This window comes from Candidatus Sysuiplasma jiujiangense, from assembly GCA_019721075.1.
In the GTDB taxonomy this organism is placed as follows: domain Archaea; phylum Thermoplasmatota; class Thermoplasmata; order Sysuiplasmatales; family Sysuiplasmataceae; genus Sysuiplasma; species Sysuiplasma jiujiangense.
Genome location: JAHEAD010000019.1, coordinates 1 through 12,244, shown reverse-complemented (window position 1 = coordinate 12,244; position 12,244 = coordinate 1). Strand labels below are relative to the sequence as shown.

The window sequence follows — 12,244 nt, the reverse complement described above, 5'->3', positions numbered from 1 at the left end:
AAAGTGAATATGCGAAACAAAAGGGTGGAAGTAAAGATGAGATATGCCTTTCATCTAAAGATAAGGAAAAATATGGAGACGGAATACGTCGCAAGGCACAGGAACGTATGGCCTTCGATGATTGATGAGCTGAAGAGATCGGGTATAAGAAATTATTCGATCTACATCGACGGTCTGGATGTATTTGGATACTGGGAATGTAATGACATAAATGAGACACTGAAGTTTCTGAGAGATAGCAGAATAAATGCTGACTGGCAGAACCACATGTCGGAAGTGCTTGAGACACCTTCTGACGATCGGATTTCGGAAGGGTTGCGTGAAATTTACAGATTAGACTGAATTTTTGTAGCACAATGTGAGTTCGGCATAAGAAGCAGCGATCATTGAAGATTCACAAGCATTCCGCCATCAGCGAGCAGTTCAGTTCCAGTCACATATGTGTTCTCGTCGGAAACAAGGAAGAGAGCGGGCCAGACCATATCCTCCGGCCTTCCTATCCTGCCAATAGCCACCCTCTTTTCCATATATTTCCTCTTTGCCCTGTTGGATAGGTCTTCCCTGTTTATGTCTGTCAGAATTGTTCCAGGCTCCAGCGAATTTACCAGTATCCTGTTTTTTCCAAGGACTATTGAAAGCGAATGAACAAGGCCGTTGATTGCAGATTTTGTCGGTGTGTAGTGTGTCTGAAATTCACCACCTACCCTTGAACTTATCGAACTTATAAACAGTATTCTGCCTTCTATCTTATCTTCAATCATTCTCTCTGAGACAAGCTGCGTGAGTATGAAATGACTCTCGAAGTTTACACGCCATACGCTTTCCAGCAGTTCCCTGTCTATTTCAAAAAAATCTTTGAACGGACAGATGCCTGCATTATTGACAAGTATGTTGATATCACCGATATTCTTTTCTGCAAATCTGAACAGCCCCGGGATCTCCTCGATATTGTTCTGATCAATCTTATATGAAACGGCGTTCACACCATAACGGGACATCGACTCCACTGTTTCTTTTGCGGCACCGTCGCTCTTCGAATAAGAAATACAGACATTAGCACCCCTGCTGGCAAGACCAAGCGCAATAGCGTGACCTATGCCCCTTGACCCACCGGTGACCATGGCATTCTTTCCTTTGAAAGATAGGACGTTCTTCATGTGGCTTCCTTGTCGCTCATCGGATTTCATTTAGAAAACTGTTCGTTGGATGTAGTTTCTAGTGATTTTCTTTCGGTTCCGACAAATGACGGGTTGGTGCGCGACACTGCGGCAACAACTATTATTGCTGCAAGGAAAAATATACCCGCTATCCATCCTATATATGTGACACTTACGGCGACTATAAGAGGTGTAAACAGACCGAATATTGCAGCCTCAAACCTCATCGTGAACCAGACAAAGCCCTGCCCGGAATTCCTGACACTCGTCGGGAAGTGTTCCAGTGAGAGGAGCCTAGTAACCGGCCAGACACCGATACCCTGACCTATACCGAACAGAAGGAAAGAGAGAAGGAGCACCGGCACATTTGTCAGAAATGGCGGGTATACAAGAAGGAAAAACGAAAGAGAGCACATAATGGCACTTGTAAGATACAGGGGAACCCTTCCAACTCTGTCAGAGAGATATGCGTAGATAAGCAAACCGGGCACTATTGCAGAGCCAAAATAGATCGCTTCGAACGCAAATACGACCTGGGTGCTCACAAGATGCAGAGAGCTGAATATATACGGAAAGAATTCGCCATATGTTGAGGCTGGAATTCCCCACATAAGGTAAAGAAACCAAGCAAACACCAGTGGCTTCCAATACTTTGTAAACAACTCCCCATAGCGATGCTTTTTGTAAGACGCTTTTCTTCCTGTATCTGCAGCTGACGGAGTCTCTCCGAGTTCTGATATTGTCTTTTTTACCCTGTCTTCATGTCCTGAGAGAACGTCAAACCTTGGAGACTCTGCAAGCCTCCTTCTCAGAACCCAGGCAATTATTGCCACTATTCCAAGCATGAGCCAGATTGTTCTGAAAAGTATCATTCCTGTGTTGTAGAGTGCGATGGCTATGGCGAGCTCGACGAGAACAGCAACATACCACATCACATTTGTAATGGACATCAGCTTTCCCCGCTGGTTCTTGGGAGAGAATTCTGATATGAGCGACCACGAGGTGGGTACATCTGCTCCCACTGCTATTCCGACAAGTCCATAGAGTGGCAATGCCCAATAGATACTGAATGTGAATGCCAAAAGAATGGAAGCAATGGCATAAATTACCATATCCAGCTGATAGATATACTTTCTACCATACTTGTCCCCCAAAGGACCGAAAAACAGAGCGCCAAAAGCCGTTCCCAGAAGAGTTATGAGCGCTGGAAGACCTGATTCAAAAACGTTCAGATGCAGATATGAAATGAGAGCCAGGAGCGTAATGCCAGTGCCAGCGAACATGCCAGCATCTAGAAAATCGCCCAGAGATGCGATAAAAGTCCAGCTATAGTGCCTTCGACTCAGCTTGGCATTGTCAATTATATCTATCTCTGTAATATCGGTCCCCTCTTGTAAATAAATCGCTTGGAGTTATAAAAGCAGGGTTCCGCACAGTTCCGGTATCGCATCCCGGAGCTGAAGCAGATGGATGAAATAACACCACATAACGACATCTTCACCTCAAAGCGAATTTTTCTAAATTTCCAGTCCATCAATAGATGGATCGTAGGCAGGCAGAACTCTTCCAATTTTCTGAAACGCCTTGTAGGCATCTATACATTCAAAGATATTCTCGGCAATACCAATCGGATGGATATTTGATATATTAGCCGTTTTAAAGGCGCAATCGGTAAAAACGACCTTTCCCTCTTTAGTGCTGATTACGAATGCGAGACTGGATCTGTGATGGCAACCGACCCACATCACATCAATACCCTCTATCAGCTCTACGAGCCTCGGGCAGTCGAAGAACCTGACTCTTTCCCAAGCCTCAAATTCAATATACTGCAGTATGTCGTCCGGTATGAAGAGACTTCTCGGCAAATGTTTGGAATACATAGGTGCCTGTATGTCGTCGACCCATCCCTGTCGATGAATGAATATGTTTGCCGCCGGGAACCTCTTCAGGCCACCCACTGTGTAATCCTGTATTGGGGTAAATGATACATTGGATATTTGTCGAGGCGAAAAACCTATTTTTTCAAGTTCGGAAATAGCATCAAATTGTTTGAAAATACATCTTTCGCCAGCAAACTTCCTCATTTCAGCATTTCTCAGCATTAGATCATCAGGAAGGCCTGTATTAATCAGAAAATTCGTATCTTCATTATATGCAAGAAGCATGTGAAAGGATAGCTTCTCCCACTTGTCCCACGAAGACATCCAGTAAACTTCGGGTGCGGGAACTTCTGATTCGCCTGTTTTTATGACCCTGATACGGTACTCTCCCTTATTTGAAGTCATGAGTGACCCCGAAACCAGGTTTCTCATCAAGTTTTATATATCCAAGCTCCGGAACAGGTATTCCACTGGAATGCTGTTCCATCCATTCTCTGTACTTTGTGAGGTATTCAGCCATGGGCGCTACTGATTCCGATTGACTGAAAATGAAATGAAGGTTGTAGATGTTTCCGGAGTGTGGGATGACCCATGCACCATATGTTTCGGCAAGTGAAGCGATTTTCAACATAGCTGTCATGCCTCCAACCCAAGTGGTATCGGGCTGGAGTATCGTAACACCGCTGTCTAGAAGCTTTTTGAAATCATAGATGTAATAATGATGCTCGCCCGCTGAAATTGGTGTTGCTACAGACTTAGTAAGCCGTGAAAAACCCTCAAAATCGTCAGGCAGCAGAGGCTCCTCAACCCACCTCATCTCAAACTTTTCCAGACGCGATATCATGAATACTGCAAAGTTATAGTTCCATGACATCCAAGCATCACCAGCGAGTTCCACTTCATAGCCGATTGCGTCGCGAATTGTCTTGACAAGCGCAATGTTTTTTTCAACTGCAAAAGGATCTGCAGGGCCCGCGGCGAACCTCATTTTCATTGTCCGATAGCCATCTTCCACGTACTTCAGCGCCTCCTTCTGGAGTTCCTTAGGGGGAAGCGGATGGAGATGGCTCGCATATGCCCTTATGGCATCCCTTGTAGCACCGCCAGTAAGCTTGTAAACAGGTACTTTCAGCTCTTTACCCAGCAGATCATACATTAGAAGGTTGATTGCGCTTATCGCATGCATCGCAAGACCTGCCCTTCCCAGTGGTAGGGTTTTTCTGTAGAGATAATCCCATGCCTTGGATATTTCAGCTGTATCGAAACCGATTATGCTGCTTGATATGTTAGAGATGAAATCTGCAACAGGTTCGGAAACAGCCAAATAAGAACTGAGACCAGACTCCGTGGTCATTCTTGCAAAACATATTCTGCTGAGCAAAGCTGCTTCTACAGGGGAAGTTTCACCAAGATATTGCTTGTAGTAGTCTGTTGGTTTAACATAAGGGTATATCGGTTGCCGTACCTCCTCGAATTCTGTAAGGCTTATATTCGAAATTCTCGACATTTCATTTGATCACCAATTGTCAGTATTTAATAGAGTTTCCGGATTTGTTCGTCATAAATTTTAACCGCATAATTCCCATTATATTGTAAGGTTGTGTTCGGTTTGAACGGATATGGAAAGGTTAGAGGCATCATTCCCGCTATGCCAACATTTTTCACAAAGAGAGGGGGATTATCCTACTCAGATTTGCGGTCGGCTATAAACTTCGCCGTTGAGTGCGGTGTCTCCGGTCTCGCAGTTCTTGTTATTGGAGGCGAATTTTACAAGTTGAATGAAAATGAAAGGAAGAGAGTGGCCTCTGCGGCAATTGGAACGGCGCATCGACGTCTGCCGGTGTTCATCGGTGTGTCACACTCAGGATTAAAGCCGGCTGTCGATCTTGCGAGGCATGCAGTGAACAATGGCGCTAGCGGTGTCATACTTTCTCCGCCGTACTTCTATCCAATGAGAAAGGAGATCGAAGAAACCACAGTTCGATTTATAAGGGAGTTCTGCGACTTGTGCTCCTGCCCGGTCATTCTGCAACTGTTTTACACTGAAAATGCGATGCCGCTCGGCGTTGCGGAATTGAAGGACGTGTTAGCTGAATCTCAGAATATTGCAGCAATTAAAATCGAAGGCAATAATGCTACACGGATTATAAGGCAGCTGCACAGAAATTTCGCTTCAAAAGTTTCCATTCTCGGAGGCAAACTGGGAATAAATTTTGCCGAAGAGTTGAACAATGGTGCCTCAGGAACCATTCCAGGTCTCTCATTTTCAGACATCTTCGTAAGAGCATTTGATGCCTTCCGCAGTGAAAGGAATGGAGGAGTAAAAATCTTGTCTAACCTTGAACCCTACTTCAAATTCATCAATGGCCACTTCGATCAGTTCGTTGCGATTGAAAAGGAACTTCTTCTTTTTAGAGGGGTGGTGGCAAACTCTGGCCTTAGATTGCCTTGCATACCTCTGACAGACCGACAGCTTACCGAACTAAAACATAGGGTGTTTCCGGCATGCTATGGGAGGTTATGAAATATGTTTTCCTGACATCGACTGCCAGGCGTGCATCTATGCCAACATTCAGCGGGAAAAACTAACACGTATATGAAAATCATCCAGTTTCCTATGTTTGTTTTACAAGAGACACAATACAGCATAATGGCTGGTTTAACGGATATCGACGTGATTGTACCAGGATGAAAATGAGCTACAGTCTCCAATTCCCGAGCTGATGTTGAATGTCATCTACAACACGTGTGGAGATAAGTCACCCAAGAATTCACATGGCATTTACCTACAGGCTATCACTGCCCCATGGTTTTCGGCAAAAGGCATCAGCACAGAGGACTTCGGTTTCCTAAACATGATAGAATGCACCTGGAGGATACAGGGATCTGTTTATCTCGGTGAAAAACTGCAAGCATCTAACAAAGGACTGTAAAAACCTGATAGAAAAGCGCCTTTTACATGAAATCTGTCCATAGATTGCAAGATCCACAGCTATAATTTCTTTTACCAATGATGCCATATCACAGGGATTCAGATCGACAGTTTCGAAATACGAATACCGTAGTCTTCCGACAGGTTCTCACGGCACTACTCCTTAGCAAATCGGTGAGCTGCCTCATATGTTAAAATACATCGGTGATGTGCCTGCTGTATAATGACGGAAAAGGGGAACGGATCAGAGAAAGGGATGGGGCATTCTCTACTGGCGGTGAGAGGTGGACAAATCGCATATGATACGGCCGGCAGAGGCACTCCCGTTCTCTTCATACATGCGGCGATTGCAGACAGGAGGATGTGGAACCGCGAGATGAGCGTCTTTGCTGGGGACCATCAGACTGTCAGATTCGACATGAGGGGATACGGACAATCGCCGCCTGCCTCCGCGCCATTCTCCTGTGTCGAAGACATAAGGGCTCTCGTAAAGCATTTGCGCCTCGAAAGACCTTTCCTTGTGGGCTGCAGCATGGGCGGCGGATTCGCAGTAAGCTATGCAATTGAATTTCCGGAGGAGGTGAGCGGGCTCTTCCTGGCAGCGCCGGGTGTGTCCGGGACACCGTTTGAGGCATTCAGCAAAGAAGATCTTCCGGCTTTCGAATACGATGAAACGAAATCAAAGGAAATAGCTCAGGCCTGGTCGGAAGGGAGAGCATCCGAAGCATCGGAGAAGCTCCGCAGGCTCTGGTGCCCGGAGCTTACGGGAAGGAATCTGGAACTCTTCAGAGAAATGGTTGAGCAGAACATGGCTGAGATATTCACCGAAAACAGCATGCAGCACATTGAGAGGGGAAAGCCTGCCTACCCTCTTCTGAAAGCGGTTCATACGCCGACAACAGTCCTTGTGGGTGACAGGGATAATCCTTCATCGTTGCCCTTTGCAAAACTCGTATCCAGAGAAATTCCAGATTCCAGGCTGGTCATTGTCCCGGGGGCAGACCATCTGATAAACCTCTCCAGACCCGATGAATTCGAGACAGAGCTGAGATCTGCACTCAGAATGGCAAGGTAACGGCACAATCCCGGAATGGCATGCACCCGAATCAGAACAGCTGTTACAGCTGTTTTGAAGAGCGGATTATATAAAAGGAAATTAAGTGGTTTGAAGTGTTTTTCTGAAAGAGACAGCATTGAAGATTCAGCGTCTGCGGATCATCAGGATAACTGCCGCTCCGGCAAGGATTGCCGCTGCAGCTATTCCTCCGATGAGTGTGTAACCCATCGTTGTCATTGAGCTGTCGAGCCCGACGGTCGGGTCGTATGCCAGTTTGCTGTAGTTTGTGTTCCATCCGGCCGGTGTGCTGAATATGAAGAGTATGTGCGTCATTCCTGCCTCTTCAAAGCCGTGATTGAACATCTTCGCCGTCACATTGACGGTCGCTGATGTTCCGTTGCTGTAGGTCGCTGTGGCGCTACTGCCCCATGAGATAAATCCCAGTGCGGAGAAGCTGCTCTGGTCGATGTTGATTCTGTCATTGCCGTGGTTGTTCTGATTGGCGCCGGAATTGCCGTTTGCATTCGCAACAGCGCTGTCCTTCTGGTTGTTATTGTTGTTCTGGCTGTTGTCTCCAACCTGCGTTCCGGCCGAGGAGGGCTCATTGCCCTGCGCGTCTCTCACGATGTTGTGCCCGACAACTGCAACGGCAAGCGCAAGCTTGTCGCCGGTATTGTTGAACCATGTCCACTTGTTCACTAACAGATCGAACTTCACATGCGCCGAAGACTCGTTGACATGGAAGACTACTGAAATGCTGCCCTGGCCTATGCCATGAACGGGCTGCATCGTGCCGTCTTCGGCCGCAATCGCAGCATTATTGTTGTCGTTTCCGCCGGAGACGTTAAACAGATGCATGGGGCCGAGCGCAAATTCTTCGGAAGTCAGGTTGAATGTTATGTTTACCATCTGGGATGCGTTGTCGTATGATACAGCGACGCCGCTGCTGTAGTTGAACATTCCGCCCTGTGTCATGTCTCCCATATCGGGGAATGCCCTGACAGTGGAAAGCACCGCAACAGGCACGCCTGTGCTGTTCAATTCATAGACACCGCGGACGTCAATGGTGAAACCCGTATTGTTGCTCTGATTCCTGTAGAATATATGCAGCATGGGCTTGAAGTCCTGGAACCACACGGTTATCTTGCTGTTCGATACGATTATCGAATTGTCGTGGTTTTCTATCTTTGGCACTGACGGTGCAGGCGACGGATGTGTGTCACCCATGGCGAATGAAGCCGCTGAGAGAAACATCAGCGCCGCAACCGAAATTGCCACTGCTTTGCTTAGACCAGTCATATTCCTCACAATCCGCTTATTTGAAACGAGGGTCTATAAACATTATTTGACAGCCGTCGAACATATCCCGATTTAAGGACATGCCTGGTGCCGTTTCGCGTTCAGCAGGCGCTTCAGCCACGCCGCAAAGCGTGCCCTGTGCACGAATCTGAGCTTCAAAACTGAAAAGCTTTAAAAACAGCACCCGTAATCCCATCACATTAATGCCGGTGGTAATAAATGACTGAAGACGCCCAGGTGAAAACTGAAAGCAGTGGTGAAGTCAGAGACACAATTAAACAGGGCGACATAGTTCAGCTGGAACTTGATGCCTGGATATCTGAAACGGGGAAGCTTTTCCAGACTACAAGCAAGGAGAATGCCCGGAAGGAGGGGATATACGACGACAAGACAGTATACGGCCCGGTCTATGAGATCGTTGGAAAGAACAGATTGTTCCCGGGTCTGGAAAAATCGATTGTCTCTGCTGGCGTCGGGGATGAGTTTGAAGTAAGCATCAGGCCGGAGGAAGCGGCGGGAAACAGGGATCCGGCGCTTGTGCGGCTTTATTCAGTAAGGGAGTTTGAAAGGATGAATGTGGAGCCGAAGGTCGGCGAGGATGTCCGGATAGGTGACAGGGTAGGAAGGATTACCCAGGTAACCGTTGGCAGGGTCAGGGTTGATTTCAATAATCCGCTCGCCGGCCATTCGCTGAAATACAAATGCAAAATTATCAAGAAGGTGGAGGACAGGGAGGAGAAGCTGAGGGCCTTCCTCGAAATGTATTACGGAACAGACACCGGCTTTGAAATAACAATAAACGGCGATTCGGTCTCGGTTGTCCTGCCTGACTCATGCAGGCTGGACCCCAGATGGATGAATGTGAAACTCAGGTTTGTGGCTGAAGCATATGAATCCGCCGGAATGAAGGAAGTGAATTTTATCGAAAAGTATGTAAAATCAACGCCTGAGACCGCCACGGAGAAAAAGCAGGAAGGGGAAGTGGAGGAAAAGACAGCGGTTGAAAGCGCGCCTGAAGCAAAAAGTGAGACCCAGGAACAGAAGAGCAATTAGCAATCCCGGGACATGCTGTGATGGCCGGGATGACAGGCAACATCCGGCCTGCAGCAGGGCGTGTGGCCTAGTCAGGATATGGCACTTGCCTCCTAAGCAAGTGGTCGTGGGTTCGAATCCCACCACGCCCGCTCTGTTCAGGTGCGCGCCCGTTTATTTCTTCGATTTCCTCTTCGAGTCGAAAGGCATAACTGCGGCTACGTCAACCAACGCCTCAATAGGCATCTGTTAAAGGATCTAGACATACTGGTTTAGGGCGTTATCGGCAGGAAAGTGAGGAATTCAAGCTGAAGATTTCTAATCGTTAGCTTACCGTTGGAAAAGAAAACTCGGAATGTGCCTCTATGATGGCACCTGGCAAGGGATACGAAACCGATCGTTTAACCTCCTTGAGAGTTCCACCGCCAGGTAAACTAGAAATCATTCCAATCGGATACAGGCCTTCGGCATCAGCACGGTTTCAGGATCACCTAAAGTCGACTCATCTTTAGAGAGCACTCAGGATCAGAGAACCGGTAACCGAAGGGAAGTACCTAATGGCGAAGAATTTGATTTCGAAAACCACGGGACCAGCTAATCAAGTTGAGTGGCAATTTTTCCCTTTGTCCAGTAAGCTCCCTGACCATTTAGCCCAAGTAATAGGATCATTCCAAGATGCCTCACAGAGAATTAGTTCTGAGACCAACAAACTGAATAGTAACGCTGTTCTAAAGGAGATATCAAAGGGTCTCATCCAGGCAGGGTTCCAAGTCGAGAAGAGTTCTTCTACTGATGGGAAAATCCGTGTTCCAGTCTTGTTCGGGAAAAATGGACAAGTCGAGAAGTGGTTTCATGCAGATGCTTTCGCCGAAGTGAAGAAGACAGTTATAGAGATAGAGGCTGGGAGAGCCGTGACGAACTATCAGTTCCTTAAAGACCTCTTCGAAGCTTGTGTCATGGTAAACGTCGAGTTCCTAGTAATAGCCGTCAGGAAAGTTTACAGAAACAGTCATGATTTTGAAAAGGTGATTACGTTTTTCGAGACTTTATACGCGAGCAACAGGATAGCATTACCATTGAATGGTATCCTTGTCATCGGATATTAATGTCCGATTAAACTTCCCAAAATGTGCAAGATCCCGTTTTTTGAAAAACAGGGGATCCTGATTGAAATCACCTACAACAAGTGGAATAGTTTACTTTATGAATTGAATGACCAGCTTTATTATGATCGTCTACATTCAGCAAGGTAGAAATTTGAGCCTAACGAAAATCCTGAAAGGTAACAGCGCGCTTTCTCGAAAACTGAGTTTATTATTACCAGAGTTGACACCTGCCGTAACCAAGAATAACGCCCTGCTTGCACCGCCCCTAACCAATCATTATGGGTTAGTAGGCACGGCGTTCGATTATCTTTTGAGGTTTGAAATCCAGAAACGATACACAGTTGAAGTAAGAGGTTGGATTGCTGAAGCAGCGTTAGCAAGACTGCTCGGTTCTGCTTTGGGTAAGAAGACCGGCCCTAGTCTGACAGCCTCTGATTTGAAGAAGATTGAGCGAATCACAGGATCTACCGAATCACGTGTCATTACCGGCAACTCCGCTTTGAAAGACAAGAATGGAAATATCCCTCCGAAGCTGATTCCCGTCCTGTGGAAGCAAGGGAATGCATTAGTCGGGAAAACGAAATCTATCTTGCACAAATATCTGAAATCAAGGGACGAGTCATGGATTGAAAGGCTTTGCGAATCTTCGTTGAAGCTTGCAAAGTTAGATTCGATTTTTCGTGCGGGATTCGTGGATATACCACTTGATGACGTCGACCAAGAAGATGTCGAGGATCTGCGAAACCTACTGAAGATTGTCCCTTGGTCAACCCTAGACCCATATCTTGGGCAGCGCACCTTGCTCAATCCATCCTTCAGGGACTATTCAAGGTTGATGTGTGGAGCCGACGCCGATATGATAGCAGGTTCTCTCTTGATTGACATCAAAACTGTGAAGGCCATGGATCAACGAAAATATGCGGCTCAACTAGTTGGTTATGGAATATTAGCCAACAAACATCAGCAAGAAGATAACTCATTTCCAAAGGTGACGATGTTAGGTCTCTATTATTCAAGATTCGGGATCCTGCAAACTATCCAGTTTAAAGACGTAATCCGCAATCCGTCCTACCAAGAAGCCGAGCAGGATTTACTTGAGGCCTCCAAAGTGCATTCCTTTACAAACATTCTTTCTGAATTGAAATAAGGAGAACGAAGTTGTGCCGTGCATAGTAACGCTCCATTTCCTTGTGTTGCGACATGCGTGCGGTTAATGAAGCAAATGCACCAAATGAGTTGATCCCTTCATACCCGCTCAGTGAGGGTGATTCGTTACTGAGGCAAAAATAACACTATACTCAGATCCTCTGCATCCCTATCGGCAGCAATGTTCCTTCCTTCCCCTCTGGCAGCAATCTATTGGTGACCTCCACCTCATACTTCTGGCTCCAGTCCCCCTCCAGCCCGAACTCTGCCTACTTGCAGCACCCGTTCCAAGAGCACCCACGAGTGTTGACGCAATTCTATCACCTCAAATACTCGCGCCTTCTATGGAGCCTCCAGCTAGAGTGCCATATTGACGAACCTTTGACTTTCCCCCCATCGCGAGGTAGAGCTTCCTCTGGTCGATGAGGATCAAAACGCCTACCACTCAGGATCTTCTCCCGAGCTTGTGACAGTTAGCATCTCTTATCCCTTCATTGATGTTGCACCCTTCGTCGGATTCGTGAACGAGGATGTGTCGACCTATGGCGGACATAAAGGGTTAGGCAATGAGTGCCGCAGATACATCAGCTTCTGAAACATGACCGACCTTCCATTCTTGCAGGAGCAGTGTCAGC

12 protein-coding genes and 1 tRNA gene are annotated in these 12,244 nt (G+C 46.8%); 8 read left to right on the top strand and 5 right to left on the bottom strand.

All coding sequences use genetic code 11. The annotated features are described in order from the left end of the window. The first annotated feature begins 36 nt into the window (after positions 1 to 36). A complete protein-coding gene (locus KIS29_09495; GenBank protein MBX8640553.1) occupies positions 37 to 342 on the top strand; it encodes an L-rhamnose mutarotase in 306 nt (101 codons plus the stop codon). Positions 343 to 383: 41 nt separating this feature from the next. Here KIS29_09495 and KIS29_09490 read toward each other — a convergent pair whose 3' ends face one another. From KIS29_09490 to KIS29_09475, 4 genes are all read right to left on the bottom strand, one after another. Then, positions 384 to 1,121, bottom strand: coding sequence for an SDR family oxidoreductase (locus tag KIS29_09490; protein MBX8640552.1), 738 nt, complete (start codon positions 1,119 to 1,121; stop codon positions 384 to 386). Positions 1,122 to 1,183: 62 nt separating this feature from the next. Continuing rightward, positions 1,184 to 2,521 (bottom strand): MFS transporter, encoded by a 1,338-nt coding sequence (locus KIS29_09485; GenBank protein MBX8640551.1) that lies wholly within the window; start codon positions 2,519 to 2,521, stop codon positions 1,184 to 1,186. A gap of 153 nt (positions 2,522 to 2,674) precedes the next feature. Next, positions 2,675 to 3,361, bottom strand: a complete 687-nt coding sequence (locus tag KIS29_09480) for a hypothetical protein (GenBank protein ID MBX8640550.1) — start codon at positions 3,359 to 3,361, stop codon at positions 2,675 to 2,677. A gap of 67 nt (positions 3,362 to 3,428) precedes the next feature. Then, entirely contained in the window at positions 3,429 to 4,544 is a 1,116-nt protein-coding gene (locus KIS29_09475; GenBank protein ID MBX8640549.1) for an L-rhamnonate dehydratase, read from the bottom strand. 102 nt (positions 4,545 to 4,646) lie between these two features. Here KIS29_09475 and KIS29_09470 point away from each other — a divergent pair, with 102 nt between their 5' ends. The 3 genes from KIS29_09470 (at position 4,647) to KIS29_09460 (ending at position 7,044) form a co-directional block, all read left to right on the top strand. Continuing rightward, complete coding sequence (locus KIS29_09470; GenBank protein ID MBX8640548.1) at positions 4,647 to 5,561, top strand: dihydrodipicolinate synthase family protein; 915 nt, start codon at positions 4,647 to 4,649, stop codon at positions 5,559 to 5,561. A gap of 154 nt (positions 5,562 to 5,715) precedes the next feature. Next, complete coding sequence (locus tag KIS29_09465; protein MBX8640547.1) at positions 5,716 to 5,970, top strand: hypothetical protein; 255 nt, start codon at positions 5,716 to 5,718, stop codon at positions 5,968 to 5,970. Between the two features lie 222 nt (positions 5,971 to 6,192). Beyond that, on the top strand, positions 6,193 to 7,044 hold the full coding sequence (locus KIS29_09460) for an alpha/beta hydrolase (GenBank protein MBX8640546.1): 852 nt from the start codon (positions 6,193 to 6,195) through the stop codon (positions 7,042 to 7,044). 126 nt (positions 7,045 to 7,170) lie between these two features. Here KIS29_09460 and KIS29_09455 read toward each other — a convergent pair whose 3' ends face one another. Continuing rightward, complete coding sequence (locus KIS29_09455) at positions 7,171 to 8,334, bottom strand: hypothetical protein (protein ID MBX8640545.1); 1,164 nt, start codon at positions 8,332 to 8,334, stop codon at positions 7,171 to 7,173. Positions 8,335 to 8,544: 210 nt separating this feature from the next. Between KIS29_09455 and KIS29_09450 the strand changes: the two genes are divergently transcribed. The 4 genes from KIS29_09450 (at position 8,545) to KIS29_09435 (ending at position 11,610) form a co-directional block, all read left to right on the top strand. Continuing rightward, the gene (locus KIS29_09450) at positions 8,545 to 9,378 is read left to right on the top strand and encodes a peptidylprolyl isomerase (protein ID MBX8640544.1); all 834 of its coding nucleotides are present in this window, start codon (positions 8,545 to 8,547) and stop codon (positions 9,376 to 9,378) included. Positions 9,379 to 9,434: 56 nt separating this feature from the next. Then, a tRNA-Arg gene (locus tag KIS29_09445) sits at positions 9,435 to 9,509 on the top strand. A 405-nt stretch (positions 9,510 to 9,914) separates the two neighbouring features. Beyond that, positions 9,915 to 10,463, top strand: a complete 549-nt coding sequence (locus KIS29_09440) for a hypothetical protein (protein ID MBX8640543.1) — start codon at positions 9,915 to 9,917, stop codon at positions 10,461 to 10,463. A gap of 106 nt (positions 10,464 to 10,569) precedes the next feature. After that, the gene (locus KIS29_09435) at positions 10,570 to 11,610 is read left to right on the top strand and encodes a hypothetical protein (protein MBX8640542.1); all 1,041 of its coding nucleotides are present in this window, start codon (positions 10,570 to 10,572) and stop codon (positions 11,608 to 11,610) included. Positions 11,611 to 12,244 lie beyond the last annotated feature (634 nt).

Bases quoted from the DNA above. Each gene is read 5' to 3' on its own strand.
- KIS29_09480 (MBX8640550.1), bottom strand. From the start codon at position 3,361: ATGTCTTCGTGGGACAAGTGGGAGAAGCTATCCTTTCACATGCTTCTT.
- KIS29_09440 (MBX8640543.1), top strand. From the start codon at position 9,915: ATGGCGAAGAATTTGATTTCGAAAACCACGGGACCAGCTAATCAAGTT.
- KIS29_09450 (MBX8640544.1), top strand. From the start codon at position 8,545: ATGACTGAAGACGCCCAGGTGAAAACTGAAAGCAGTGGTGAAGTCAGA.
- KIS29_09435 (MBX8640542.1), top strand. From the start codon at position 10,570: ATGACCAGCTTTATTATGATCGTCTACATTCAGCAAGGTAGAAATTTG.
- KIS29_09475 (MBX8640549.1), bottom strand. From the start codon at position 4,544: ATGTCGAGAATTTCGAATATAAGCCTTACAGAATTCGAGGAGGTACGG.
- KIS29_09495 (MBX8640553.1), top strand. From the start codon at position 37: ATGAGATATGCCTTTCATCTAAAGATAAGGAAAAATATGGAGACGGAA.
- KIS29_09490 (MBX8640552.1), bottom strand. From the start codon at position 1,121: ATGGTCACCGGTGGGTCAAGGGGCATAGGTCACGCTATTGCGCTTGGT.
- KIS29_09460 (MBX8640546.1), top strand. From the start codon at position 6,193: ATGACGGAAAAGGGGAACGGATCAGAGAAAGGGATGGGGCATTCTCTA.